Raw genomic sequence first — 26448 nt, 5'->3', positions numbered from 1 at the left:
GATCTGGAGATTACTGAAGATTAAGATCAAAAAGATCGTCCGAACGCGGCCCGAACCTTCGGCAGCCCCTACAGATATTTCGTTATATGTGCTCCCCGGGATTGCGTGAAGAACCAATAATAAGCCGGGGGATGGAAACATCCCCCCCGACTTATATTCGGGAGGGTGCCATGGCAGCTGTTACCGATACGCTTAAGCTGTTTCTCTGCGGCGACGTCATGACCGCCCGCGGCATCGACGCAGTACTGCCGCATCCTGGCGATCCGCGGCTTTACGAAGCTTACGTCAAGAATGCCGGCGATTACGTCCGGCTGGCAGAACGAGTCAATGGTTCGATTCCCCGCCCAGTCGATTTCACCTATGTCTGGGGCGCTGCGCTGGATGAGTTCGAGCTTCGCCAGCCACACGCACGCATCATCAATCTGGAAACTGCGGTGTCCCGCCGCGGACGACCGGAGCCAAAGGGCATCAATTACCGCATGAGCCCGGAGAACTTCCCGGTCATTAGCGCAGCCGGCATCGACTGCTGCGTGCTGGCCAACAACCATGTGCTGGACTGGGGGGCTGCCGGCCTGGCCGATACGCTAGATACCCTGGCGAGCAATGGTATGTGCAGCGCCGGCGCCGGGCACAACCGGCAATCTGCCGAAGCGCCCGCCGTGTTGCTGCTGCCTGGCGGGCGGCGCTTGCTGGTGTTTGGCCTCGGCGCACCCGACAGCGGCATAGCGTCAGACTGGGCCGCCACGGATAAGCGCGCGGGCGTCGCGCGGCTGGAGGATCTGTCGATGCAAAGCCTGCGCCCTGTGGCCAAACGGATTCTCGAGGGCAAAAAACCGCGGGATCTGGTGGTCGCCTCCATTCACTGGGGCGACAACTGGGGGTTCGATATCCCGCGCGAGCAAGTCCGGTTCGCCCACGCCTTGATCGACGAGGCCGGAGTTGACGTGGTGCACGGGCATTCCTCACACCACGTCAAAGGCATCGAGGTGTACCGCGACCACCTGATTCTCTATGGCTGCGGTGATCTTCTGAACGATTACGAAGGCATCGAGGGCTACACAGCCTTTCGCGGCGACCTGGGGCTTCTATACTTTGCCTCGCTTGACCCGGGCGGGCACCTGCAGTCGCTGGACTTGATACCCACCCGCCTGTGTCGCTTTCGCATCTGTCGCGCCGAAGGGGATGACCGTCAATGGCTGCACGACACCCTTTCTCGCGAGTGCGCACGTTTGGGCAGCAGCATCCAGCCGGGTGCGAAAAATGCCTTTGAGTTGCGTTGGTGAGCCCCTTTGGCGGCTCGACACTCGATTGCTTCGGGCGGCGTTCCGACGATGGACTGAAGGACGGCGCGTTTATTCAGAAACACGCGTTATCGTTAACGTCTATCGCGAGCAGGCTCGCTCCCACAGGGGCGCAGCGTTTAGGTATTAAGCCCGAAGCCTTACATCGTCAGTTGCTGAAGGCTGCAGCAACGAGAACAGGTTCTTGGGATCCTGCAGCTGTGGTACCAGCTGAATGTCGCTGCCAATGTCGAGCGTTCGTGCAACATCCAGCACATAGCGCAAGGCGGAGTAGTCCTCGATGGCGAAGCCGACCGAGTCGAACAAGGTGACTTCCCCGGCATGCTGGCGACCTTGGGTCTGACCATTGATGACTTTCCAGAACTCGATAACCGGTGAGTCAACGGGCATCTGCTGTATTTCGCCTTCAATGCGGCTTTGCGGTTCGTACTCAACCATGACCCGCGCACGCTCGACGATGTCCCGGTGCAGTTCGGTCTTGCCGGGGCAGTCGCCGCCCACTGCGTTGAGGTGCATCCCGGGCTCGATCATCTCAGGGGTTAAAATAGTTGCGTAGGCCTTGTCGGCCGTGACCGTGGTCACGATATCGGCCCCCCTTACCGCTTGCGCGACGGTGTTGGCAACGGTCACCTGAATGGCGGGGTAGGCCCGCAGGTTGGCTACCAGCTTCGCCGTCGCGGCAGGATCGATGTCGTAGAGACTGATTTCAGTAATGCCTAGCAGTGTATGAAATGCCAGGGCCTGAAATTCGCTTTGTGAGCCATTGCCGATAAGTGCCATTCGGCGACTGTCCGGTCGGGCGAGGTAGCGGGCTGCGAGCGCAGAAGTGGCAGCGGTGCGAATGGCGGTCGTCAGCGTCATTTCACTCAGTAACACAGGTTTGCCAGTATCGACGTCTCCCAGTGCACCAAAGGCCATGACCGTCAGCATGCCATTGTGGGTGTTCTTCGGATGTCCATTGACATACTTGAAGGCGTAGAGCGCTGCATCAGACACGGGCATCAGCTCGATGACGCCCTCGGGTGAGTGGTTCGCCAGGCGCGCGCATTTTTCGAAATCCGGCCAGCGTACGTAGTCTTGACGGATGTACTCGGCCATTTCGATCAGGCAACGAGGCAAGCCTTTTTCCTGGACGAGGCAGCTCAGATCATTGACGTCAATGTAACGGGTCATATTGGGTTCCTTTGGGCGATTTTTGGTGTGCCGGTCTGGACTATTGTCGAGGCAATTCAGAGAAGATTTCGGCCAATACTGACCCTGGATACAGCAAGAGAAGTCGAAAAACAGCGAGCGCACAGCGCAATCGGCGAAGTGACAGTCACCGCAGTATCGTCATGCAGATGAAGAAGGCCGCAAAGACAAGCACATTCCTGTGCCGCTCCCTTAAAGCGGGGACACAGTGACTTGCTGCGACGACAGCATCGGCTGTGAAAGCCATTCGTTCAGCACAGGCACGCTGTTTGAACCCGGGGTTACGACACCAGCACCGTCCCGGCAATTGGCATTCTGATGGTCCGTTTCAAGCGCTTGTCGTTCGCCGCTTGAGATGGAGTACAACTCCGACGACTGGCTGCTTCCAGTCGAAAACAACAACAAAAACGGCTGCGGTGAAGACCGCATCGACTCTCTGCCCCTGTCAAAAAAGTGTGGTCCGACGCAAGCGCCGGATCGCTATAAATCAAAATAATCCGGGACTCTAGAAGATGAACATCAAATGGCTGACTTTGCCGGCACTCGCGTTGCTCTGCTGCACCACGGGCGCCAGTGCCAAGGAATGGAAGGAGCTGCGATTTGGCGTCAACCCAAGCTACCCACCCTTTGAATCCACCACGGCCGATGGTGGGGTCCAGGGCTTCGGCGTGGATCTGGGCAATGCAATATGTGCCGAGCTGAAGCTGACCTGCGTGTGGGTCAGCAATGATTTCGACGGGCTGATTCCGGGGCTCAAGGCCGGCAAGTTCGATGCCATCGAATCTTCGATGACCGTTACCGACGCGCGCAAAAAACAGATCGACTTTACCGATCGCCTGTACGCCGGACCGACCGCCATCGTTACCCGCAAAGACTTCGGACTGCTGCCGACCGCCGAGTCGCTGCGCGGCAAAACCATCGGTTACATGCAGGGCACGATTCAGGAAACCTACGCCAAGGCCAAACTGGCGCCGGGCGGGGTGAAACTGCGGGCCTATCAGAATCAGGATCAGGTCTATGCCGACCTGGTATTTGGCCGTCTCGATGCGTCGATCCAGGACAAGCTGCAAGCACAGATGAGTTTCCTGACCTCGCCACAAGGGGCGGACTTCCACAACAGTGAGGGCATCAGCGACCCGTTGGTGCCGGCAGAAATCGCCATTGGTGTGCGCAAGGACAACGAAGAGCTCAAAGGCATGCTCAATACCGCCATCAAGGCCCTGCACGACAAGGGCATCTACGCGCAGATCCAGCAGAAACACTTCGGTGATCTGGACCTCTACAACAACTGATCCTCGCGCCCCGGTCGCTGTGTCGCAGCGACCGGGGCGCATCAAGACAGGTGACTGGCGTGAATTCCTTCCTGAATATTCTGGGGCTCGACTTTTCGGCCCTGCAAGGCTATGGCCCTTTGTTGCTGCACGGCACCTGGGTCACCCTCAAACTGTCGGCGCTCGCGCTTCTGGTGAGCATGGCGCTGGGGCTGCTCGGCGCGGCGGCCAAGCTGTCGCCGCTGAAGCTGTTGAATCTACCGGCGACCTTTTACACGACGCTGATCCGTGGCGTGCCCGACCTGGTGCTGATGCTGCTGATTTTCTACAGCCTGCAAGGCTGGCTCAGCGCCCTGACCGAGGCCATGGGCTGGTCGTACATGGAAATCGACCCGTTCGTGGCCGGCATCATCACCCTTGGTTTCATCTACGGTGCGTATTTCACCGAGACCTTTCGCGGGGCGATTCTGAGTGTGCCGCGCGGGCAACAGGAAGCCGCGGCGTGCTTTGGCCTGAACCGCTGGCAGCGCTTTCGATTCGTGGTGTTCCCGCAAATGATGCGTTTCGCCTTGCCGAGCCTTGGCAACAACTGGCTGGTGCTGCTCAAGGCCACGGCGCTGGTATCGATCATTGGTTTGTCGGACCTGGTCAAAATCGCGCAGGAGGCCGGCAAAAGCACGTTCAACATGCTTGATTTCCTGCTGCTGGCCGCAGCGCTTTACCTGCTGATCACCAGCGCTTCGAACTACGTTTTGCGCGTGTTGGAACGGCGCTACAACCAGGGTGTACGGGGGATGGCGCGATGATCGAGTTGATTGCCGAATACTGGAAGCCCTTTCTGTTCAGCGACGGCGAGACCCTCACCGGGTTGGCCATGACCTTGTGGTTGCTGGTGGCGAGTATTGCCATGGGCTTTTTCCTGTCGTTGCCCCTGGCGATTTTGCGCGTCTCGCGCTTGGGCGTTTTGCGTTGGCCGGTTCAGTTGTTTACCTACATCTTTCGCGGCACGCCGTTGTATATCCAGTTGCTGATTTGCTACAGCGGGATCTACGGCATTGCTGTGGTCCGTTCGCAGCCATTGCTCGAAGCGTTTTTCCGCGACGCAATGAATTGCACTTTGCTGGCGTTCACCCTCAACACCTGCGCCTACACCGTGGAAATCTTCGCCGGAGCGATCCGCAGCATTCCCTACGGTGAAATCGAAGCGGCACATGCCTATGGCCTCAGTGGCTGGCGCCTGTACCTGCAACTGATCCTGCCTTCGGCGCTGCGCCGCGCGCTGCCGTACTACAGCAACGAAGTGATCCTGATGTTGCACGCGACTTCGGTGGCGTTCACCGCAACGATTCCGGACATCCTGAAAGTCGCCCGGGACGCCAACGCCGCGACTTTCATGACCTTTCAGGCCTTCGGTATCGCCGGTCTGCTGTACCTCGTGCTGTCGTTCGGGCTGGTCGGCGCGTTCCGCCTGGCGGAGAAGCGCTGGCTGAGCTTTCTCGGTCCGGCTCACTGATTTCCATCATTTATCCAGAGCGGCGCCGATAAGTGTGCCGCTCCAGGAGTATTCGCATGTACAAACTAACGGTTGAAAATCTGTATAAACGTTTTGGTGACAACGAAGTGCTCAAGGGCGTCTCGTTGAACGCGCGGGCAGGGGACGTGGTGAGCATGATCGGCGCCAGCGGTTCGGGTAAAAGCACCATGCTGCGCTGCATCAACTTTCTGGAACGGGCCGACGAAGGCGCTATTGCTCTGGATGGCGAGCGAGTCCTCACCCGTCAGGGCGTCGGTGGCATGCGTGTCGCCAACCCGAAGCAGTTGCAGCGCTTGCGCACGCGATTGGCGATGGTGTTCCAGCATTTCAATCTGTGGAGCCACCTGACCGTGCTGGAAAACATCGTACTGGCGCCGTGTCGAGTCCTGGGTATGAGTCGCAAGGCCGCCGAAGAGAGCGCACGGGCGTATCTGGACAAGGTCGGCTTGCCGCAACGGGTGGCCTATCAGTACCCGGCGTTTCTGTCGGGCGGGCAGCAGCAACGGGTGGCGATTGCCCGTGCCCTGGCGGTGGAACCGGAAATCCTGTTGTTCGACGAGCCAACCTCGGCGCTCGACCCGGAACTGGTGGGTGAAGTGTTGAAGGTGATTCAGGCGCTGGCCGAAGAAGGCCGGACCATGTTGATGGTGACCCACGAAATGGGATTTGCCCGGCAGGTCTCAAGCCAAGTGTTGTTCTTGCATCAGGGGCGGGTCGAAGAGCAGGGCGATGCTACGATACTCGACCGGCCAAACAGTGAACGTTTGCAGCAATTTCTATCGGGTCGTTTGAAGTGAGGCAAGGCGTACATGGCGGATATCCGCGATCTGTCGATCGTGCTTGATCGTATCGATCAGGCAATCATTGAAGTGTTGCGCCACGAAGGGCGCATCACCTACCAAAAGCTGTCCGAGCGCGTGCACCTGACCCCCAGGCCTTGTCTGGAACGGGTACGCAAGCTGGAACAGCTTGGGGTCATTCGCGGCTATGGCGCGATTCTCGATGAGAAGAAACTGACGCCGGGCTTGTCGTTGCTGGTGCTGGTGGCGTTGTCGAACCAAAGCGGACGCGCGGCGCAAAAGGCCTTCGAAGCCAAGGTTCGGGCCTGCCCGCAGGTGCTGGAATGTCGCCTGATCAGTGGCGCGTTCGACTACAGCCTGCGCATGCGCTGCCGTGACATGGAGCATTACCGGGTGTTGACCGAGGTCTGGTTTGACGACCCGGATTTGCACATCGACAAACTGGTCAGCCACCCGGAGCTGGCGATGGTCAAGACCACCATGGAGTAAGATCAAAAGATCGTCCGAACGCGGCCCGAGCCTGCGGCAGCTCCTACAAGGATACGCATTCCAAAGTAGGAGCTGCCGCAGGCTGCGATCTTTTGCTTTCCGGCCCTCACCGAATCGGCTGGGCAACCAGCAATCTTCAGCCGTTTTCATCAGCGCAAAAGCCTTTATCAACCGGGTTTTTCCCACCTCGAAACAGACAATGAGCCTCTCTCGACCCTCATTGAGTCTGTGCCCATGCAAACCACCAATACGGTATTAATGATTCGCCCGACACGTTTTTCCTTCAATCAGGACACGGCGGCGAACAACCGTTTCCAGCGTCCGGCAACCGTTGCCGAAGACGTACAACTCAAGGCCCTGGCCGAGTTCGATGGCTATGTTGACGCGTTGCGTCGGCACGACGTTGAAGTCCTGGTGCACAACGATCGCGAAGCGCCGCATACCCCGGACTCGATCTTCCCCAACAACTGGTGGAGCAGCCACCCGGATGGCACCTTGGTCCTGTATCCGATGCAGGGCCACAACCGGCGTCTGGAGCGGGACAAAGGTGTACTCGACGGGTTGCTGGGTGAATACCGGGTCGAGCAGTTGCTGGACCTGTCCAGCCTCGAAGAACAGGAGGTTTTCCTCGAGGGCACCGGCAGCATGGTCCTGGATCGGCAACAGAGGATCTGCTACGCCGGGTACTCGACCCGCACCCACGCCCGGGCCCTGGATCAACTGGTCACCCATCTGGGCTATGAACTGTGTGCGTTCAACGCGGTGGACCGCCAGGGCGTGGCGATTTATCACACCAACGTCATGATGAGTGTCGGCACCCGTGTGGCGGTGGTTTGCCTGGCGTCCGTGCCCCATCCGGGTGAACGTGCGGCGCTGCGTAACCGGCTCGAAACCAGCGGCAAACAGGTCATCGCCTTGAACTGGGCGCAGCTGGAGTCCTTTGCCGGCAACATGCTGGAAGTGCACAACGCAGCGGGCGAGCCGCTGCTGGTGATGTCGCGCACAGCCTGGCAATCGCTGGACGCCGATCAGCGTCGCTTGATCGAAGCTCACACCACGCCGTTGCCGGTGAACATCGACACCATCGAGCGCATCGGTGGCGGCAGCGCGCGCTGCATGCTGGCCGAGGTGTTTCTGCCCAGGCATTCGTCCAGCCAGGAACAAGTGCGATGATCGTCCGCCAGAGTTTCGCCGGCGCTTCGGTGACCAGGTCATTGCGCAAATGCGCGATTACTCGGACGAAGAGGGGGTTTCACCGTTCTGAGAAGCTCTGGGACGGCACTCTTGTTTGATCCATAACCGTCAGTTTGCCGATTGCCGGATCATTGCGGCAGTGGCGCGAGTTGCAGTCGGTACGCTGATTGTCGACGCTCAAGTCGCCAAGGCGTTGGACTTGAGTGCGGGGGGAGCGCGGTGAATGGAGCTTGCGCCGGCTGGACTTCGGGCGGCTCTGGATATGATAAACCGGCTTAGCCGCATAGCCTGAACCGCCGTATACGGACCCGTACGTACGGTGTGAGAGGACGGCGGATGTAAATCCGCCTCCTGCTCGATTTCTACACGGAGCACCTGTTTGCCACTGCCCAACGATTGCTTGTGGCCGACTTCTGCCTTCCACGACCGGCTGAAACCGACCCATTGCAGACGCTCAAGCGACAGAACACAGATTTACTTTTTTCACTTTCACGCTTTGTCTTTCACTCAGAAAAGTGGAGGCAAGCCGGTACGGGGCACGCCACAATTCATGCTGACTAAAGAACAGCGTCACACGGTCGGAACTGTTCCACCATCAATCACATATTCGGCGCCAGTAATGGAGCTCGCAAGCGGCGAGACAAGGAATGCGATGAGATCAGCGACTTCCTTTGGCCTGGCGGGGCGTCCGATCGGGATACCTCCCAGCGAGCCCATCACGATTTGGCGGCCACCCTCATAATCGGTGCCGTTCTGCCTCGCGATTTCCTTCACAAAGGCGACTGAGGCCTCCGTCTCCACCCATCCCGGTGACACCCGGACCACACGCACGCCCTTGGGGCTGACCTCTTTGGAAAGACCCTTGCTGTAGTTCGAAAGCGCGGCCTTGGCAGCGGCATACGCCAGGGTGGATTCAGGTAGCGGCAGCTGGTTCTGGATAGAAGTGACATGGATGATGACGCCCGAACCCTGCTTGAGCAGCATGGGCAGTAGTGCTCGGTCGAGGCGAACTGCCGAGAGCAGGTTCAGGTCCAGAGCCCGCTGCCATTCCTGGTCATCGAGCATCGCGTAGCCACCGGCGGGAGCCGATGATCCACCTGCGACATGAACGATGATATCGAGCCCGCCGAGACGATCATGGACGGCATCAATGACGCTGGCACATCCCTCGCTGGTGGTGATGTCCGCCGAGACGAAGATGTTCTCGGGCAGGTGCTCGGGACGCGAACGCGCCGCTACCAGGACTTTTACGCCAGCCTCGCGTAAGCGGCTGACGACGGCGTCTCCAATGCCCTTGGTTCCTCCGGTGACCAATGCCTGGCGGCCTTCGAGTTCCAGTGCGATGCTCATCAGCGGATCTCCAAGGATGCGATCTTGCTGTCGTCGAGTACAAAGGTGTAGGTGAGCTCGACGGGGCTACCAGGAAAGTTTCCGCTTAGCCGAGCGAGCAGGGTGACGGTCAGTCCTTTCTGCGAGCTACTCAATGGCTCGATGCTGTATTGATACTTGGCCTGCGAGGCTTGCTTCCAGGCTTTGATAGCCTCCAGTCCCTTGTAGGCGTGGCCTTCGTCGCGCACGGTGGCGTCTGTGGCGAAGCAGCGCTCCAGTATCTCGATGTCGGTATTTTTTTCGGCTGCAAGGTAGCTGGCGATTGATTCAGGCAATTCGATTTTCATGGCGTATTTCCTCGCTGATGTGAGGATGGCTTCACCCACATGCTCGCTGTAGGCTTACCAAATGGCAAGAACCCACGAAAAAGTAAGTTAGGTAAATATGAGAGAGATTTATACCCCGTCGACCGCGGCCTGCAGCGTGGAAGCAGTGCTCCGGCAACTCGAAGGCCGCTGGAAATTGGTGATCCTGTTCCACCTCTTCGGTGGCCAGGTGCAACGCTTTTCCGAGCTGGAAAAGCTAATCCCCGAGATATCCCAGAAGATGCTCGCTCAGCAGTTACGCCAGTTGGAAGCGGATGGCATCGTGCATCGCACCGCCTATCCGCAAGTACCGCCTAAAGTGGAATATCGCATGACAGAGTGGGGCCAGGCGCTGTGTCCGGCATTGGATGCACTGTTGCAATGGGCGGAACTTAGGGAGACGCTCAATCCAGATGCTTGAGCCCCCGAGGTTTCGCAGCCTCACATGAGAGGCTGCTATTGGCCGAGGCTGTGTAAAAACGTTTTTGATCGTAATAGGTGGCTGGATTCGACACAAAAATTGCGCTCCTACGCAAATTTCAGGTCTGCTGAGTTGCCGAGTGCCAGCAATCCTAGAGCTCCACTTTGTTGTTCGCGGACTGCGTCAAAAACTCGGTGATCAGTGACGTAACCTGCTGTTGGATTACCTCGCGCGGGCGAGCATTGTCGCCATCCCCGCAAATGATGCCATCGCCAGGAATGTCCTCTTCGAGCAATGCCACTGCACCTGGTTTGCAAATCGGCAAGAAGCTGAAATGGCTGGCGTCACTGATCTCGATATAGCGGCTGGACGCTTGGGGCAGGCGTGTAGCCAGGTTGGCGGACTCCAACTGAGCAGGCAGTTCCACCGACGGTGCGCCGGCAGCGATAACTAGCACCGGCACCGGCAGTGCCGCAAGGCTCTCATCGGTCATCCCGCGAGAGAGTCCCAGGTCCAAAGAAACCACAGCGGTGACGCGTTGATCGCGCAAATCGCCGGCCAGACCAGCCTTTAATGCCGGAGTACTCTCAGGGTTGATCTTTTGATAATTTGTGCAGCTGGATAACTGCGGATGGAGTTTGCAGTCACGGGCAAACAGGGCCGGGTCGAAACGAGCACCGGCGATCTCCATTGCAGTCCAGCCGCCGAGTGAATGGCCCACTACAGCAATTTGACGCTTTGCGACCACGCCAAATTTTTCAGGTTGAGTGGTGACCGCCTCAATGGCCCGATGCAGGTCAATGGGCCGCTGCCATAACTGCGCCGCCGCTTGCGGGCTGCGATCATGGGTCGTGGTGCCGGGGTGGTTGACCGCTGCGACAATGTAACCCTTATGGGCCAATGCACTCGCCAACCAGTTCTGATTGTTCCAATTGCCTCTGAATCCATGGGAGAGCACCACCAATGGGTGCTCGCCAGCAGAGGGTGGCGCGTTGCGAACCGCAGAAGCACCGACAAACGCCACATCGTCGCCGATCAACTGTGGGGTGACGGTCGTTGTACTGGGATACCAGACGACCATCTCCAGCGGTCGCTCATTGTGTGGGTCCGGCAGGGTGGAGGATTGGAAGCCGACAGAGTTGACGTCAGCGAGAGCGCTGGTCGTCAGACAGGTTAAAAGCAGGGCGCCGAGAGCTGTTTTCAATGGGGTTGTCTTCCTTGATTTAGATAGGGGTTCAGAACCTGAAACCCACTGATAGCGTGCATCACATCTCGCAAATTATAGAAAGCCAGCGCCGTGAGCAGGTGAATCTGCACCGACATTAAAGCCGATACTCCGACTGACATGCATAGTTTTCGTTATCTGCATTGACCGGTCAGCAGCCGGGCTTTCGGGGCAAGTCCGAAGGGCCGCTATTGGCCGATTCTGTTGAAAAAGTCGACCATGGTTTCCGCAGCAGAAAAGTATGCGTCCGAGATTGAAATCTTTACTTTCGGCAGAGGCTTCCGGACTCAGATTTCACATAGCAGTGTGCAAAAAAGGCGTTTTAACCAGTCAATGACCAGGCTGTTTGGGCGAACCGACTTTTTCAACAGAATCGGCCGTTAACTGCCTGCTAAGAACTGCCATAAGCGCCCCATTCATGGCTTGAAGGTCGCCTGTTGCTCACGGCCCCAGGGCCTGATCCGCGCTTTTTCACCCCACCTGCCACTTTCGCCACAATCGGCGTGGATCTAAAGTCAGGGGCGCACCTTCAGGGGACTTCCAGTCATGTACAGCTCGCTTGCCATACCGAGCACCGCTCGCCAATTGCATGACCGGATCTATGCTGGCGAGATCATTCGCTTCACTGACCTGCAGCCCATGACGGCGCTGGTGGAATATACGCGTGCGTTCCTCGAAGACGCGCTGCATCCCTGGTCGCCGCAACAGATCCATCGCTATTTGAGCCACCCTGAACAGACTGAGCGCTTTGCGAAAATTCAGAACGACTTCGCAGGCTCGGCTGAGGTCCAGCAGCGCTGGCAGGACGTCGTGCAAAGCCTTGGCATCGCTCCCGATACCCTGGCGTGCGATCGCCTGCATTTGCGTTTTCAGCCGCATTGCGAGCCAGGGCAGTCGATACCGCGTGCCCGCACGACGGCCACCATCGCGTTTCACCGCGATACCTGGGGGTCGAATATCTATGCACAAACCAACTGGTGGGCGCCCATCTATCCCATCGCGGCAGGGCGTACCGTCGCCTTGTATCCAGGCCTTTGGCAGCGACCGCTGGGTAATTCGAGCGCAGATTTCGATATGCGCACCATTTTGCAGCGATCCCATCGAGACGGCCGCAATGCCGTGGATGCCGACGAAGCCATTCCGCATCTGCTGGAAGCGATCGACCCGCGGGAGGGGATTGCCGTCGATATCGCTCCGGGGAGCCTGATCGCCTTTTCCGGGGCTCATGCCCATACCGGCGTCGGCAATAGCACCGGGCTGACACGCATCTCTTTCGAGACCCGATCAATACTGATCGCCGACCTGTTGGCCGGATTGGGAGCGCCCAATGTCGATGGTCACGCGCCGTGGAAGACTATTGGACTGTTTCGCCGAATGAACGATGCACAACGCCTGAACGAGATCCTTGGCTGCGGCTTTATCGAGCCCTATCTGCGGCCAGCAGAGCCCTAACGCTGGCGCCGGTAAGCACCGAGATGAGCCTTCACGTGCTGGCCTACAACCTCAAACGAATGATGAGCATCTTCGGCATCGCAGGACTGCTTGAGGCGATCAGGGCGTAAATCCGGCCGCTTGTTCGCCCGTGAGTAGCCGTTTGGGCCGCTGACGCAGCCCAAACGGCATTACGAACATCTATGTAGCTGACCAAGGTAATTCGCGCTTCCACCCCGCTGATTCCACAGGCAACCCTCGCGACTCTCAGCCTTCAACGCATTCAGCGTGTTTTCACACAGCCTGGACCCAAAGCAGCCCTTCCCTTGATGTATGTTTGTTGTCGCCATATGTTATTGGCATTCATGGAGGATTCTGACTGATGGCACGAGTGGGATTGATACTGACACCCGGTTTTGCGGACTGGGAATATGCTTTCATTGCTGGAACTGCGTCCCCGTTTTACGGGATCGACGTCAGGTTTTTCGCTTCTGCTACGGGGCAGTTCCGCTCGCAGGGTGGGTTGGCTGTAACTGTCGATAGCAGTTTGCAACAATGTCTGGACTGGAAACCGGACGTTGTCGTCGTCATTGGAGGAATGGTCTGGGAACGTGCAGAAGCACCGGATATTCGAGACTTTCTTCATGCTAGTCGTTCAAGTGGAGCGACAATTGCCGGTATCTGTGGGGGAACGCTGGCACTTGCGAGGGCCGGGCTTCTCGACACGGTTCCTCATACCTCGAACAGCGCTGACTTCTTACAAAAAAATGCCGTAGGTTATGAAGGGCGCACGCTTTATCGAAGCAGTCCAGTAGCTGTGGTTGCAGACCGCATCATAACTGCTCCAGGCCCAGCACCCGTTAGCTTCACCTGCGCAGTGTTCGAAGGTGCCGGGCTATCTTCAGAGATCATTTCTCAGTTCAGGTCAATGTTGGCAGCGGAACATCGGTGACCACGTCGTCCTGCAAAACAGCCGATCAGGTGATGTGTTCGAGTGGCTGCTTTTGGCCGATTCTGTTGAAAAAGTCGGCCATGGTTTGCGCATCGGAAAAGTACGCGTCCGAGATTGAAATCTTTACTTTTGGCAGAGGCTTCCGGACTCGGATTTCACGTAGCAGTGTGCAAAAAAGGCGTTTTAACCAGTCAATGACCAGGCTGTTTGGGCGAACCGACTTTTTCAACAGAATCGGCCGATTTCTGCCTGTGGCGACCGGCTGAAAACGACCCAGCAGCCTGTCAGCATAGGCAGAAATCGGCCAATAGCGATCTAAAGTTTCTGGAACCTCAACCATAATCTGCCAATCGATCTAATACGAAAGGGGAGAAGTTAGATGGTGATTTATGACGGCGGCCGATTGCTTCCTGAGCGTGGGGCTAACGTCAGTCAGTGCGGTGCGTTTCAATGGCTGATCACAATAGGCACGATCGATTGTCTGGCCCGAGTGTCCGCTAGTCTTTCTTAGTGACCTGTAAGCCACTTTCGGTATTCGCGATCAATCCATTGAGCTGAATAACTGCTTTGAGTTTTTCGCGTTACACACCGCATCTGCTTCCGCTCGCGTTGGAAATGAAAGGGGAAGGCGACACTTTTCCTTGTTGTCGTAGATGTTGAAGCCAGAAGACACTGTGCTGGAATAGAAACGGGCACCGTTACGTACTGACCCTGTCTCAGTAGGTATCACTGGAATGACATCAACCAAGCGATACCCGCTTAACCAAAATTGGCATGAGGAGAAGCTTGCCCACCTAGGCACGTACTTAACGCGATGCATTCGTCAGGCGAATATGACGTGTGCGTATTGTCGATTTCCATTCATAATACCCATACATCAATATCTCCCCATCCACACCGAAACACGAGAGGTTACGGTCATGTTTGGGAAGATCTCGATTCTTGCAACTGTTCCAATGGGCCTGGCTCTGATTGCCGGCGCCTTGATTCCTTTACAAGCCTCCAGCAATGGCGCCCTTGGCCGCGAGCTCGGTCATCCACTCTGGGCTGCCCTTACTTCGCTGATCGTCAGCTCAGCTGTGCTGATCGCCACCATCGTGGTTCTTCGCATACCGCAGCCAAACATTGCGGGAGCGTTGCAGGGGCCTTGGTGGCTCTGGATAGGCGGATTCAGCGGGGCCATTTACGTCGCAATGGCCACCTTCCTGCCCCCAAAGCTTGGCGCTTCGAACTACATCTTGTTCGTGATGGTGGGTCAGGTCATAGCCGCGATGCTAATCGATCACTTTGGCCTCCTCGGCCTGACCGCGAAGCCAATCAACTTGGTTCGGGTTGCAGGGGTGCTGATCATCTTCTTCGGATTGATCGTGGTTCAAGTGGGCTCAAACAAAGAGCCCGCTAATTCCGGAAAGTTGATTCAGACCGCAACGGTCAACGCGAACCTCAAATAAACCAGAGCCTCCCTTTCGGCTGGTGGTCGCTCTTGGTAGCCAGCCCTTTTTATTCAGGTCGACCCTCTAGTCGAACCAACGCACGCGGCTTGTGTGCGAATAGCCGAGAAATCTTTCTCGGCTGACATGAGGTGCATATGAACGGAAGTTCAGCACTATATTTTCGTAGAAAGATCGGAGTGTTATTTATGAATATCGTGAAACTGCAATTCAGTGATGGCCGTCCGAACGCTGTTGGCCTTGAAGAAGTAAACGCCGTGCTTCGGAGCGTAGGTGTTCGTGCAAGCACCGTGAGCATTCCGGACGCAGCCAAACCCATTTTGAAAGCATCGCAGTCCCGCACTGTCACCGAGGCCGAGCAAGAAGAACTGACCAGGCTCTTCAGCCTGAACCGCGCAGAGTTGCTTGAGCAGATCGAACTGGCTGGCCGTGTGCCCGAGACGCCACGTGGCGGCCTTCTTTCCACCCATCAGCCTGGCGTTGCCCCCTATCCCAAGGTCTATGACATGCTGGCCATCCCTGACGAACACCGTGCCGGCGTTCTGGAGAGCTTCGGTCGCTTCCACGTCAACATGGCCGAGAACGGTGTAGGTATCGATGAAGTGATGACCGTCGTATCGGGCGGCCCCTTCACCTGGATGTTCGTGCTGCCCGAAGGAGTTGTAGTACGGCTCACCGTTGGCCCAGCCAGTGAGGAAACAGCGATTCGCTTGAGTTATCCAGGCATGGGCATTCACGCCGGATACATGGATGCGAAACAGGGCTTGATCGTGGCATATGCTCACGGCCCCGAAGAGTTCGTAGTCCACTACGATGAGCCTACTGCGCCCCATGCGTATCTGTTGAACACCAATCCCTGGGTGGACTTCTCCGGCGACATGCCAACTCTGTTCGACAAGATTCACTAAGTCTAACGCTCACGAGCCTCCGTACCATTTGGCAACGGAGGTTCGCTTTCTGCCTCAGGAGACGATTGAATGTCTATTTTCAAAGTTCAGCACATCGACCACGTTGTCCTGCGAGTTGAGGACATGGAGCGGAGTGTCGATTTCTATACCCAGGTTCTCGGATGCTCAATTAAGAAGCGCAATGACCAGTACGCCATGATCCACCTTAAAGCGGGAAGCTCGATGATCGATCTGGTGGACGTTAATGGCCCCTTGGGTGCCATGGGCGGCGGGGCGCCAGGGAAAGAACGACGTAATGTCGATCATTTCTGCCTTCGAGTCGAACCCTTCGATGAGCAGGCGATCCTTGCCCACTTGCAAGCTTTTGACATCGTTGCTGATAAGGCGGTGACTAGGTACGGGGCCGAAGGCGTTGGTCTATCGATTTACTGCTTCGATCCTGACGGTAATCAGGTTGAGCTCAAAGGCCCCGCTGAGTCGGGAGCTGCTTAAGTCAAGATTCAGGTGCTCTGGCTGCACTTCAAGATTGCTTCCCTGATCCACCTGTTGGCAGGGTCTGCGTCTTTACGGGCATGCCATGCTTGTTGATAGGACAGGACGGGAAGATCTAGAGGAGCATCGAACGTTCGGAGTGTTGGATATCTGTCGAGCCCACTGACGGCCCAGCTCGCAACGGTCAGGATAAGGTCTGTGCCGGCAATGAGTTCGATTGCGGCGCTCCAATGAGGAAGTGCCACAGCGATTCTTCGACGCAGTCCCATGCTTGCCAGCACTCTTTCGATCTCGTCATTCGCATCAGGCCGAAGGGCAAGCATCACATGCGGACGCTCCAGCCATTCCTCTAGCGTCAGGCAGCCACATTCCGGTAGGGCGCTTTCGTCGGCGAGGCTGACAAAATGCTCCGGGAAAAGCTCCTGCACATGGATGCCATCCGGATACTCCGGAAAGATACCAAGCGCCACATCGAGCTCACCATCAGCTAATTGGGCCATCATGGTTTCACGACTCGCTTGGCTGACAGCCAGATCCACTCCAGGCGCTACATTGCGAACATGCCGTACCAAGCCAGGCAGTACCCGGCGAGTGGCATAGTCGGACAGCGATAGCCGGAACCGTGCTTGAGAGCTGCTGGGGTCGAAGTCAGAAGCCCCCAGCAAGTCATTGAGGTGCCTTAACGCCTGTTCAAGAGGCCCTAGCAAGCTTTGAGCTCTGGCGGTGAGCACCAATTGCCCTTCGCGACGAATCAGCAATTGATCGTCAAAGTGCGCTCGAAGTTGAGCCAGGGCATGGCTGACAGCTGGCTGGCTTTTATGCAGTCGAACCGATGCCCGAGTCACGTGCCGCTCCAACAACAATGCATGAAGGGTCAGCAATAGATTTAGGTCGATTCTTCGTAGCTCTTCCAGCATGGGCTCGAATCTGTCAGGTGCGTCAGGACAGCGTACCAAACTGTCGTAAGCGATGACAGATCACTCTACAGGAGCAGGGTGACTACTCCCGGAGCATTACCGCAATTTCAGGAGCTAGTACCAATGCGCCCTTGTGGCGGGAAACGACAGGTGTCTTACCCGGACGGTTACAGCGCTGCTTGCTGCTGTTAACGAATATCAGCGCCAAGCTCTCGGCGGGTCCGCACTTCAGCTGCATTGAGCGCCCCCAGAGAGGTAGAGGCAGTACTCGACCGTGGATTCAGCCGGTGGATGCAACACACTGGATTCTGTGTAAACAGGAGTGTTACATCGACTGGTTGAATCCACATCCCATACGGACGCTCACACTCGAAGTCAGCGGGTTGAAGCCGTCATGCTGTCGTATGATCCGACTCCCTACGAAAAGCAATTTACACCTGAGGCGTAACAGGTAGTCGCGATTGCGCAATCAACCACTCGATGAAATTGCTCACTTCCTCACGATCGCGATTACCTTCGCTGCACACGCAGTAATAGTTCTGCAAAGCTGGCACGGCAAGGGCGAGAGGCTGTACCAGTCGGCCTTCATCCAGATCGCGGGCGGACACAACCTCGTCGCTGAGTGCCACGCCGTACCCATCGCGAGCAGCTTGCAGAACCATGCCGAAATCATCGAAGTAAATATCCGAGTCACTCGATTGTCCAAAGCGTGCCTCGGACAGCCAGCGTCGCCACTGGGCGCCATCGTCTTCATGAAGCAATCGATAATGAGCCAGGTCGGACACGCTTCGAATGGCCTTGGGGCCGCGCAATAGTTGGGGGCTACATACGGGTGTCATGCGGATGCCGTGCAGTAATCGCCACCAGAAGCCAGGCCAGGGAGGGACGCCGTAAATCACGGCCAGATCGGCTCGTCGCCAATCAACTGTATTGAAGTAACTTGCGGTGATGACATTCAACTTGATGTGCGGATTGTCATCCATGAACGCGAAAAGCCGCGTGGCAAGCCAAGTGACGCCATGCACGCTGGGAATAGAAAGCGTCAGTTCGATTTTCTGCCGTTCTCCCTCATGTTCACTGGACAGCTGTCGCACCCCATCCTGGATTTCGCAAATCGCGTTGGCTACCCGATGTTGCAAGAGACGGCCATTGTCGGTCAGGACCAGTCGTCGACCTTGCTTCTCGAATAACTCCTTACCCAGCCCACTTTGCAGAACCCGAAGCTGCTGACTGATTGCGCCCGTGGTGACATGTAACTCCACCGCCGCCGCGGCAATATTCCCCAGTCGTGCGACACATTCGAATACCCGAAAACTATGGAGAGGTGGGAGCGCCATTGCCGTGCCTATATTTCAGTTTTTCTAAAGAATAACCCTATAAAAAGTTTAGCTTGTTTGCCCTCTTTGTCGCCAGCACCATTGCCCTGCGTTACCGCATTCCTCCTCTAAACCACTAAAACAACAAGAGAAATGTCATGAGACAAGTAGCCGCAATTTTTCTGGGTTTGGGTATGGCCAGCAGCTTGGCCGTTGCAGCTGATCTGAGCAGCACGAAACCTTCGTTCGCTCAGGGCGACACATTAAAAGTCTGTACGGCCGGCGAGTTTCCACCGATGGAGTTCTACGCCAAGCCCGGCGACACCCAGATGGTTGGTTTTGAGGTGGATGTCATGGCTGCGCTGGCCAAACACTGGGGCGTAAAACTCCAGTTGGTTGTGGGCGATTTCAAAGGTCTGTTGCCGTCTCTCGACTCAGAACGTTGTGATGTCGTTGCCAGCGGCATGACCCTTACCAGCGAACGTTTGAAGCGCTACGACGGTGTTGGCTATTTCAAATCGTCCAAGGTCATGGTGACGTCGGCACGGGATGAGCAAACCCGCAAACCGGAAGATCTGAGCGGCAAGGTGATCGCTATCGAGGCGGGCACCACCTACGAGGACACGGTAAAGGCTCTCAACAAACAGCTGGTAGAAAACGGTCGCAAGCCCATCAGCATGCAGACGTACCCGTCGGCTTCGGCGGTCATCCAGCAGGTTCTCGTAGGGCGAGCAACCGCGACGATCACCCAGGATACAACGGCGGCTTATCGCAGTACCCAGGTACCTGGGCAACTACAGATTACCTACACCTATCCAGACGCTGACCTGTTTGGACTTTACCTGCGCAAGAACACTGCCGATTTGCAACAACTCAACAATGCGCTGGGTGCCTTGCAGCAAAGTGGTGAACTGAAAACGCTGCTCGCCAAGTGGAATCTGCCAACCCAGTCGACAGACGTCCAATTGGCTCAGCAGTAAGGGTGAGCGTCATGGTGTTTGATTCTTCGTTATTCCTGGACGCAGTATTCGGCTGGCCGCTGGCTAAAGGGGCGTTGCTGACCCTTGTGTTGTCGGTTGGCGTGATGGCGTTGTCGATGGGTGTTTCGCTGTTCACCGGCTCCTGTGCAACTTCGTCGCGGCGCGGCGTGCGCTGGTCGATGGCCAGTTATGTGTGGTTGTTCCGTGGTGCTCCGGCGTTGCTGGTCTTGCTGTTTATCTGGAATGGGCTACCGCAACTGTTCCCCAGTTTTCGTGGTGGCTGGTTCACGCCTTTTCTGGCGGCATTCATTGCTCTGACGCTGATACAGATCGCCTATCTGACCGAGATATTTCGCAGTGCATTTGCTGCGGTGAGCAGCGGCCAGCGCGAAGGCGCAGCGGCATTGGGCCTGCATCGATGGCAAGTGTTCATGCTGGTGGTGTTGCCGCAAGCCTTACGTATTGCGCTACCTGCTTTGGTTAACGAGTTCATCTCGCTGCTCAAGGCGACTTCCCTGGCGACCATCATCTCTTTGAATGAATTGATGACCACCACCCAGTTTGCAATTGCCACGAGTTTTCAGTTCCTGGAGTGGTACAGCGCTGCGTTGGTTTACTACATGTTGCTGGTCTCGGTATTGACGGGCTTGCAGATGCGCGTCGAGCGCGTTCTTTCCAATGGCTACCGCTAAGGGCGGTTTTCCGGGCAAAACAGGAGACACCATGAAACTGTCCATTGATATGCCAGTCGCGCTTGCCAAGACTCAGCCAACTGCGGTGGAAATTCGGGGGCTTGGCAAATGGTACGGGACGTTCCAAGTACTGAAAAATGTTGATCTGGATGTCCAGCAGGGCGAACGGGTGGTCATTTGCGGGCCCTCCGGTTCTGGCAAGTCCAGCCTGATTCGCTGCATCAATCGCCTGGAGGAACACCAGGAAGGACGCATCGTCGTCGACGGCGTGGAACTTACCGGTCAGCTCAAACGCATCGACCGGGTGCGTAGTGAAGTGGGTATGGTGTTTCAGCATTTCAATCTATTTCCTCACCTCACTATTCTTGAAAACTGCACCCTGGCTCCACGTTGGGTACGCAAAATGCCTCGTCGAGAAGCAGAGGAACTGGCCATGCATTACCTGGAGCGGGTACGCATCCCGGACAAAGCCCACTGCTATCCCGCCAAACTGTCGGGAGGCCAACAGCAGCGAGTTGCCATTGCACGAGCCTTGTGCATGAACCCCCGAGTGATGCTGTTCGATGAACCAACCTCAGCGCTGGACCCGGAGATGATCAAAGAGGTGCTCGACACCATGGTTCAACTGGCGGAAGAGGGGATGACCATGGTGTGTGTTACCCACGAAATGGGCTTTGCTCGCAAGGTGGCTGACAAAGTTGTCTTCATGGATGCAGGTCAAATCGTCGAGTGTGGTTCGCCTGATCAAATATTTACCCAGCCGAGCCACGAACGAACCCAGCGCTTTCTTGGCCAGCTTCTGCATTGAGGTGCTCCATGAGGGATGAATGGTACGAAAGGCAGGACCTGGGCGATGGCATCACGTGCTTGAGCGAGCCTTATGTGCACCGCTACTTTGCCGCCAACCTCTTTCACGTGCGAGGGCGCGATGCCGATCTGGTGATTGATTTCGGCATGGGGTTGGTTCCGTTACGACCAGCCCTGGCTCTAGAAGAAGGTAAGCGGCTTATTGCGGTGGCGACCCATATTCATGCCGACCATGTCGGCGGTTTCCATGAGTTCGAAACACGACTCGGGCACCCAGCTGAGGCGGAAGATTTTGCCCGCATGGTTGATCAGGACACCTTGGCTCATGTGTTTCGCAGCTTGCCGGGCGCAGTGACGCAATCACCTTGCCTGAACTGGTCGCCGGAGCACTACTGCATCAGGCCGGCTCCATTGACCCAGACCGTAGAGGAGGGAGACATCATCGATCTGGGAGACAAACAGCTACGGGTACTTCATTTACCCGGTCACTCTCATGGCTCCATCGGCCTACTCGACGAATCTGCAGGTGTGCTTTTCAGTGGTGATGTCATCTACATCGGTGGATTGGTCGATAACCTGCCCTGCTCGAACCAGGCTCTTTACCGTCAGACGATGCAACGCTTGATCGATCTGGAGGTGCAGTGCATTCACGGAGGACATGGCGCAGTCATGTCCTCCGAGCAGATGAAGGCTATTGCGAGGCAATATCTTCACGGCACATCAGCCAAGGCAACGATCTGATCGGGCGGGTTATCGAATAGAGTGTTATATCCGTCTGGAGCATCGTTTCACCGTAAACGATTGCCCACTTTTGGCCATTGCTGCCGTTCATGAAGGGCAGCTTCTGGCCGATTATCGCCTGTTGCGATGGGCTGAAACCGACCCATAACTGCCTGTCGCAGTAGCCAGAAATTAACCGCCCGGATCTATACCCAGGTGCAGACGGATTCTAGATTGCTTGTATCCCCCCAGGGGGGATAAGATTCGCGTAATTCTCTAATCGCGAAGACTCAAATCATGAGTGAGCACGAACACGCGCACCCACACGTCCACCAAAGTCATGAGGCGATCATCAAACGCCTCAAGCGGGCAGACGGCCATTTACGCGCAATCATCACCATGATCGAAGAGGGGCGTGAGTGCGTAGACATTGCCCAGCAGCTGCATGCTGTTGAAAAAGCGGTGTGCCAAGCCAAGCGCACGCTCATACAGGATCACATTGATCACTGCCTGGAGGACACTGTCTCGGCGTTGAACAATGGCGAGCGCGCACCACTGGAAGCCTTCAAGCAAATCACCAAGTACCTCTAGGTCTGACATGCCCAATTTCGCTGAACTGCTGCAACAAGGCGGGGCTCACGCCTGGCTGTATTTCCCGAGCGCCATTCTGCTCGGTGCCTTGCATGGCCTGGAACCAGGCCATTCAAAAACCATGATGGCGGCCTTTATCGTGGCCATCCGCGGCTCGGTCAAACAGGCCGTTCTGTTGGGCTTGGCCGCGACGCTGTCGCACACCGCAGTGGTCTGGTTGGTCGCCATCGGCGGCATGTACCTGGGCCAAGGCCTCGACGCTCAAACCACTGAGCCGTACTTCCAGATGGCGTCCTGCGCACTGATCATCGTGATTGCGCTTTGGATGCTGTGGCGTACCTGGCGCGGTGAGCAGATGTTCAAGTTCGAGCAAGGTGATGACCACCACCACAGCGAACATGACCATGACCATGACCATGACCATGACCATCATGATGAAACCCACCGAATCGATACCGGCCATGGCCGTGTCGAACTGTCGATATTCGAAGTAGACATGCCACCGCATTGGCGCCTGAAAACATTGACCGGACATGCCTGGGCTGCCTCAGATGTTCGCCTGATGACGACTCGTCCAGACGGCAGCACGCAATCCTTCTCTTTTGTCGAGCGCGAAGGCTTCCTGGAGTCGGCAGTCGATATCCCGGAGCCGCATGAATTCAGTGCTCGCTTGAGTCTTGGGCATGCGGGGCATTCCCATGATTACGATCTGGAGTATCAGGAGCATGATCACGGGCATGCGCCTTCCGGGCCGGAAGGCCTGGAGTTGTCGATTGATGGCTATCAGGATGCGCATGAACGTGCGCATGCCAACGACATCCGCAAGCGCTTTACCAACCGTGAGGTCACCACAGGCCAGATCGTCATGTTCGGTCTTACAGGCGGTTTGATTCCGTGCCCTGCGGCCATCACCGTACTGCTGCTGTGCCTTCAGGTTAAAGAAGTGGCGCTGGGTGGGATGCTGGTTCTGTGCTTCAGCATTGGCTTGGCGATTACCTTGGTGGCGGTGGGAGTGGCGGCGGCTATTGGCGCTAAACAAGCTTCCAATCGCTGGCCATGGCTGGGCTCCGTGGCTCGTCGAGCGCCATACCTGTCGAGCGTGTTGATCATCGGTGTAGGTCTGTACGTAGGCTTCCATGGCTGGATCGGCCTGACCGCATAACGCTGTGTAACCGGGACTCTTCACATTTGCGCAGGCCAGTTATGCGTTTCACCTTGGCACTCCTTGCACCATGCGTAGAGTGCGTCATACAGGATCAGGCCGTGTACCAGCATCTCATGGTCATTCGCAAAGCACTTCGACAGTCCCAGTGAGATGGCGTACAACCCCGCCGATTGCGGCGTTAGATCCAGGCGAGAGGTATCAGCGCCGCGCACGATCCTGGCCAGATGCTGCAAGGCGGGTTCACTGAGCCGGTACTTCTTTAGAAATGCATCGAAGCTGCACAGCTCGCCCTCATGGGTCAGCTCAACGCCGGGAATGTCGTAAGGTGCAGCATTTTTCTCTGCGGCTATCCGCAGCACATCAGCGCTGGGCACATACAAAAACTCGGGTTGCGGATCGATAAAACGAGCGATCAACCAAGGGCAGGCGATGCGGTCGATCTTGGGTCGTTCACGGGTAATCCATCTCATGGAACACCTCCTGCCTAGCTCGGTAGGCTGGGTGATCTGGCGAGCCCGGTGCCCGCCATAGACTGTTAACCAGCTCGTGTTTTCAGCGCAACAGATGCACTGCCAAGCCGACGAGTGCGCAGGTCATCAGCACCTGAATAACGCCCCGCTTGAAGCGGAACAAGGCAATTGCCGCTGCAATGGCGATCAGGGCTGAGGGCCAATCGAGGTTGCCGCTGAAGCCCTTCGGCCATAGCACGTGATAACCGAAGAAACACGCCAGATTGAGGATCACGCCGACGACTGCCGCTGTAATGGCAGTTAGCGGTGCCGTGAACTTGAGTTCGTTGTGGGTCGACTCCACCAGCGGGCCACCCGCGAGGATGAACAGGAACGAGGGCAGGAAGGTGAACCATGTCACCAGGGAGGCGGCGACAGCCCCAGCCAGAAACATTTGATCGGCACCGAACACTTGCGAGACATAGGCCCCGACAAAGCCGACGAAAGCCACCACCATGATCAGCGGCCCTGGTGTGGTTTCGCCTAACGCCAATCCGTCGATCATTTGTGTCGGAGTTAGCCAGCCATAGTGACCAACCGCGCCTTGGTACACATATGGGAGTACCGCGTAGGCCCCGCCAAACGTCAGCAGCGCCGCTTTGGTAAAGAACCAGCCCATCTGGGTCAAAGTGCCTTCCCAGCCAAAGAGTGCGGTCAAAATCCCCATTGGCAATGCCCATAGTGCGGCGCCAATCAGTGCGAGCGATGCCAATTTCAACCAGCTGAACCGGGCATGCTCCGGGGACGGAGTGTCGTCATCGATCAAGGCCGGGCCGAAGGATTTTTTTGCGGCGCTATGGCCCCCGGCTCTGAATTTTTCGGGTGCCAGGCGTCCGCCGACATAACCGATCAGTGCGGCACCCAGAACGATCAAAGGGAACGGCACATTGAACGCGAAGATTGCGGTGAATGAGGCTGCCGCTATCGCCCATAGCCAATTGTTCTTCAATGCCCGAGAGCCTATTCGATGGGCCGCCTGCACGACGATGGCGGTCACGGCAGGCTTGATGCCATAGAAGAGCCCCGCAACCACAGGCACTTCGCCGAAGGCGATGTACATCCACGACAAAGCGATCAGGATGAACAAAGAGGGCAGCACAAACAGCACGCCCGCAATCACCCCGCCCCAGGTTCGATGCATCAGCCAGCCGATATAGGTTGCCAACTGCTGAGCCTCTGGCCCAGGGAGCAACATGCAGTAGTTGAGGGCATGCAGGAATCTGCGCTCGGATATCCAGCGCCGCCGCTCTACCAACTCCTGATGCATGATCGAGATCTGTCCTGCAGGCCCGCCGAAGCTGATGAAGCCGAGCTTCAACCAGAACCGGAACGCTTCACGCAAACTGATCGCTTCCGGCCTCAACAGCTCGTCTTCAACCATTGGTGCCAAATCCTTACTCATTGGGTTGTTCCTCTTTCACAAACCCGGCGAGCAGACCGTCGAAAATGCCGCTCGCAGCGACCAGCAAATGGTCGTCGTGGGTAATGGTTTCGCGCAGTCCTGCCAGCACACGCTCGACACCGGCAGCCTCCACCGGCTGAATGCCTCCGATATCGAGGTAGTGCACCAGGGCCGCAATGCGGTTCAGACCGGACTCTTGAAGCTCAAAACTGGCTTGCAGGGTTTCGAAGCTCACGCGGTTGCCGACATGACTGAAAGTCGCCTCATCGAAATCGAAGCCCAACGCATCGGCCGGACAGTCCTGTGGCGTGTCCAGCCAGAGGATCTGAGCATTGGGGTCAATGAAGCGACGGATCAGCCAGGCACAAGCCAGGCGGTCAACCCAAGGACGCTTGCGGGTTGCCCAGAGTCGCCCCTGAAAGTCGTCACGGTTGAGCACCGTTATGGGTATGTTGTGGCTGTGCGGTTCGTCTGGGGACAGGACTCTGCTGACTGCTGTCTCCAACTCCTGCAAAGCAGCGTCGATTTGTTGCTTCGGTTTGCCTGGGAAGTAATCGATGTTGGTCAGCAGGTCGTAGGTTTTACGCAGTTTGCGAACCTGTTTCGTGAGGGCCAATGCGTTTTCAGGATTGAGCTGCCCACGGCATTCTTCGATCTCTGCGTGTAGCTTGCCGTAGTCCTCGCTGCGGTCGAACAACCCGACAAAACGCTCACCGTCAGGATCCATGACAGGCAGGATAAATGCGGTGCCATTGATGGCCAGGATGTCCCGTTCGACAGCTGCGAGCGCTTCACGACAGACACCGGTATCAGGCAGCAGATAGGCGCCATCACGCAGAACCGCCGCACCAGAAGCTTTCAGTGCACGCCAAGCGCGCATGCGCTCGGTGGCATTCGCTGTCGGTAAGCCAAGAATCAACGCTAGCCAGTTTAACATGTAGAGCTCGCTAGTTTTTTTGTAGTGATGTTTACAGTAGCGCTGATTCGGGCGGTCG

The 26448-nt window shown here is 56.9% G+C and carries 29 protein-coding genes and 1 pseudogene; 20 read left to right on the top strand and 10 right to left on the bottom strand.

Going from position 1 to position 26448, the window contains the following annotated elements:
- The first annotated feature begins 170 nt into the window (after window positions 1-170).
- Window positions 171-1283: a CapA family protein gene (locus AC1D19_RS26440; protein WP_477765068.1), complete on the top strand. Its 1113-nt coding sequence runs from the start codon at window positions 171-173 to the stop codon at window positions 1281-1283.
- Window positions 1284-1427: 144 nt separating this feature from the next.
- Here AC1D19_RS26440 and AC1D19_RS26435 read toward each other — a convergent pair whose 3' ends face one another.
- A complete protein-coding gene (locus AC1D19_RS26435; RefSeq protein ID WP_477765067.1) occupies window positions 1428-2474 on the bottom strand; it encodes an ornithine cyclodeaminase in 1047 nt (348 codons plus the stop codon).
- Between the two features lie 530 nt (window positions 2475-3004).
- On the opposite strand from AC1D19_RS26435, the gene AC1D19_RS26430 reads away from it, so the two are divergent.
- The 7 genes and pseudogenes from AC1D19_RS26430 to AC1D19_RS26400 all read left to right on the top strand — a co-directional run.
- Complete coding sequence (locus AC1D19_RS26430) at window positions 3005-3784, top strand: transporter substrate-binding domain-containing protein (protein ID WP_477765066.1); 780 nt, start codon at window positions 3005-3007, stop codon at window positions 3782-3784.
- 59 nt (window positions 3785-3843) lie between these two features.
- Window positions 3844-4569, top strand: a complete 726-nt coding sequence (locus tag AC1D19_RS26425) for an ABC transporter permease (RefSeq protein ID WP_477765065.1) — start codon at window positions 3844-3846, stop codon at window positions 4567-4569.
- Window positions 4566-5276, top strand: a complete 711-nt coding sequence (locus AC1D19_RS26420; RefSeq protein ID WP_477765064.1) for an ABC transporter permease — start codon at window positions 4566-4568, stop codon at window positions 5274-5276. The genes AC1D19_RS26425 and AC1D19_RS26420 overlap by 4 nt, the downstream gene beginning before the upstream one ends.
- A 56-nt stretch (window positions 5277-5332) precedes the next feature.
- Window positions 5333-6094: an ABC transporter ATP-binding protein gene (locus AC1D19_RS26415; protein WP_477765063.1), complete on the top strand. Its 762-nt coding sequence runs from the start codon at window positions 5333-5335 to the stop codon at window positions 6092-6094.
- A gap of 12 nt (window positions 6095-6106) precedes the next feature.
- A complete protein-coding gene (locus tag AC1D19_RS26410) occupies window positions 6107-6586 on the top strand; it encodes an Lrp/AsnC family transcriptional regulator (protein WP_007974731.1) in 480 nt (159 codons plus the stop codon).
- 234 nt (window positions 6587-6820) lie between these two features.
- The gene (gene ctlX / locus AC1D19_RS26405; RefSeq protein ID WP_477765062.1) at window positions 6821-7759 is read left to right on the top strand and encodes a citrulline utilization hydrolase CtlX; all 939 of its coding nucleotides are present in this window, start codon (window positions 6821-6823) and stop codon (window positions 7757-7759) included.
- Between the two features lie 115 nt (window positions 7760-7874).
- A pseudogene (locus AC1D19_RS26400) lies at window positions 7875-8003 on the top strand (arginine N-succinyltransferase); the annotation flags it as partial.
- 347 nt (window positions 8004-8350) lie between these two features.
- Here the strand turns inward: AC1D19_RS26400 and AC1D19_RS26395 are convergent.
- Entirely contained in the window at window positions 8351-9130 is a 780-nt protein-coding gene (locus tag AC1D19_RS26395; protein WP_477765061.1) for an SDR family oxidoreductase, read from the bottom strand.
- The gene (locus AC1D19_RS26390) at window positions 9130-9456 is read right to left on the bottom strand and encodes a nuclear transport factor 2 family protein (RefSeq protein ID WP_477765060.1); all 327 of its coding nucleotides are present in this window, start codon (window positions 9454-9456) and stop codon (window positions 9130-9132) included. Before AC1D19_RS26390 ends, AC1D19_RS26395 begins: the two co-directional genes overlap by 1 nt.
- A gap of 97 nt (window positions 9457-9553) precedes the next feature.
- Between AC1D19_RS26390 and AC1D19_RS26385 the strand changes: the two genes are divergently transcribed.
- Window positions 9554-9895, top strand: a complete 342-nt coding sequence (locus tag AC1D19_RS26385; RefSeq protein ID WP_401116737.1) for a winged helix-turn-helix transcriptional regulator — start codon at window positions 9554-9556, stop codon at window positions 9893-9895.
- Between the two features lie 151 nt (window positions 9896-10046).
- Here the strand turns inward: AC1D19_RS26385 and AC1D19_RS26380 are convergent, their stop codons facing one another.
- Window positions 10047-11099, bottom strand: a complete 1053-nt coding sequence (locus tag AC1D19_RS26380; protein ID WP_477765059.1) for an alpha/beta hydrolase family protein — start codon at window positions 11097-11099, stop codon at window positions 10047-10049.
- 567 nt (window positions 11100-11666) lie between these two features.
- On the opposite strand from AC1D19_RS26380, the gene AC1D19_RS26375 reads away from it, so the two are divergent.
- On the top strand, window positions 11667-12572 hold the full coding sequence (locus AC1D19_RS26375; protein ID WP_477765058.1) for a hypothetical protein: 906 nt from the start codon (window positions 11667-11669) through the stop codon (window positions 12570-12572).
- A 361-nt stretch (window positions 12573-12933) separates the two neighbouring features.
- Window positions 12934-13503, top strand: coding sequence for a DJ-1/PfpI family protein (locus AC1D19_RS26370; protein ID WP_477765057.1), 570 nt, complete (start codon window positions 12934-12936; stop codon window positions 13501-13503).
- A 25-nt stretch (window positions 13504-13528) separates the two neighbouring features.
- Here the strand turns inward: AC1D19_RS26370 and AC1D19_RS26365 are convergent, their stop codons facing one another.
- Entirely contained in the window at window positions 13529-13843 is a 315-nt protein-coding gene (locus AC1D19_RS26365) for a hypothetical protein (RefSeq protein WP_477765056.1), read from the bottom strand.
- Window positions 13844-14423: 580 nt separating this feature from the next.
- Here AC1D19_RS26365 and AC1D19_RS26360 point away from each other — a divergent pair.
- The 3 genes from AC1D19_RS26360 (at window position 14424) to AC1D19_RS26350 (ending at window position 16354) form a co-directional block, all read left to right on the top strand.
- A complete protein-coding gene (locus AC1D19_RS26360; protein ID WP_477755686.1) occupies window positions 14424-14954 on the top strand; it encodes a DMT family transporter in 531 nt (176 codons plus the stop codon).
- Between the two features lie 188 nt (window positions 14955-15142).
- Entirely contained in the window at window positions 15143-15862 is a 720-nt protein-coding gene (locus AC1D19_RS26355) for a hypothetical protein (RefSeq protein ID WP_477765055.1), read from the top strand.
- Between the two features lie 69 nt (window positions 15863-15931).
- Complete coding sequence (locus tag AC1D19_RS26350; protein WP_477765054.1) at window positions 15932-16354, top strand: VOC family protein; 423 nt, start codon at window positions 15932-15934, stop codon at window positions 16352-16354.
- 8 nt (window positions 16355-16362) lie between these two features.
- Here AC1D19_RS26350 and AC1D19_RS26345 read toward each other — a convergent pair whose 3' ends face one another.
- Together AC1D19_RS26345 and AC1D19_RS26340 are read right to left on the bottom strand one after the other, a co-directional pair.
- A complete protein-coding gene (locus AC1D19_RS26345) occupies window positions 16363-17268 on the bottom strand; it encodes a LysR family transcriptional regulator (RefSeq protein WP_477755691.1) in 906 nt (301 codons plus the stop codon).
- Window positions 17269-17702: 434 nt separating this feature from the next.
- Window positions 17703-18608, bottom strand: coding sequence for a LysR substrate-binding domain-containing protein (locus tag AC1D19_RS26340; protein ID WP_477760236.1), 906 nt, complete (start codon window positions 18606-18608; stop codon window positions 17703-17705).
- A gap of 137 nt (window positions 18609-18745) precedes the next feature.
- On the opposite strand from AC1D19_RS26340, the gene AC1D19_RS26335 reads away from it, so the two are divergent.
- The 6 genes from AC1D19_RS26335 (at window position 18746) to AC1D19_RS26310 (ending at window position 23539) form a co-directional block, all read left to right on the top strand.
- Window positions 18746-19567, top strand: a complete 822-nt coding sequence (locus AC1D19_RS26335) for an ABC transporter substrate-binding protein (RefSeq protein WP_477756179.1) — start codon at window positions 18746-18748, stop codon at window positions 19565-19567.
- Window positions 19568-19578: 11 nt separating this feature from the next.
- Window positions 19579-20259, top strand: coding sequence for an amino acid ABC transporter permease (locus AC1D19_RS26330; RefSeq protein ID WP_477765053.1), 681 nt, complete (start codon window positions 19579-19581; stop codon window positions 20257-20259).
- 49 nt (window positions 20260-20308) lie between these two features.
- The gene (locus tag AC1D19_RS26325; RefSeq protein ID WP_477765070.1) at window positions 20309-21067 is read left to right on the top strand and encodes an amino acid ABC transporter ATP-binding protein; all 759 of its coding nucleotides are present in this window, start codon (window positions 20309-20311) and stop codon (window positions 21065-21067) included.
- 8 nt (window positions 21068-21075) lie between these two features.
- Window positions 21076-21807 (top strand): MBL fold metallo-hydrolase, encoded by a 732-nt coding sequence (locus AC1D19_RS26320; RefSeq protein ID WP_477756176.1) that lies wholly within the window; start codon window positions 21076-21078, stop codon window positions 21805-21807.
- A 276-nt stretch (window positions 21808-22083) separates the two neighbouring features.
- A complete protein-coding gene (locus tag AC1D19_RS26315) occupies window positions 22084-22377 on the top strand; it encodes a metal-sensing transcriptional repressor (protein WP_477756175.1) in 294 nt (97 codons plus the stop codon).
- Between the two features lie 7 nt (window positions 22378-22384).
- Complete coding sequence (locus tag AC1D19_RS26310; RefSeq protein WP_477765052.1) at window positions 22385-23539, top strand: nickel/cobalt efflux protein RcnA; 1155 nt, start codon at window positions 22385-22387, stop codon at window positions 23537-23539.
- A gap of 20 nt (window positions 23540-23559) precedes the next feature.
- On the opposite strand, the gene AC1D19_RS26305 is transcribed toward AC1D19_RS26310, so the two are convergent.
- The 3 genes from AC1D19_RS26305 to AC1D19_RS26295 all read right to left on the bottom strand — a co-directional run bounded on the left by AC1D19_RS26305 (window position 23560) and on the right by AC1D19_RS26295 (window position 26390).
- Complete coding sequence (locus tag AC1D19_RS26305) at window positions 23560-24012, bottom strand: chromate resistance protein ChrB domain-containing protein (RefSeq protein WP_477765051.1); 453 nt, start codon at window positions 24010-24012, stop codon at window positions 23560-23562.
- Between the two features lie 82 nt (window positions 24013-24094).
- Window positions 24095-25453, bottom strand: a complete 1359-nt coding sequence (chrA, locus tag AC1D19_RS26300) for a chromate efflux transporter (RefSeq protein WP_477765050.1) — start codon at window positions 25451-25453, stop codon at window positions 24095-24097.
- Entirely contained in the window at window positions 25446-26390 is a 945-nt protein-coding gene (locus AC1D19_RS26295) for a chromate resistance protein ChrB domain-containing protein (protein WP_477765049.1), read from the bottom strand. The genes chrA and AC1D19_RS26295 overlap by 8 nt, the downstream gene beginning before the upstream one ends.
- Window positions 26391-26448 lie beyond the last annotated feature (58 nt).

It is taken from the genome of Pseudomonas sp. P1_C12 (genome assembly GCF_056406435.1).
This window is presented reverse-complemented; position numbering and strand designations above follow the sequence as displayed.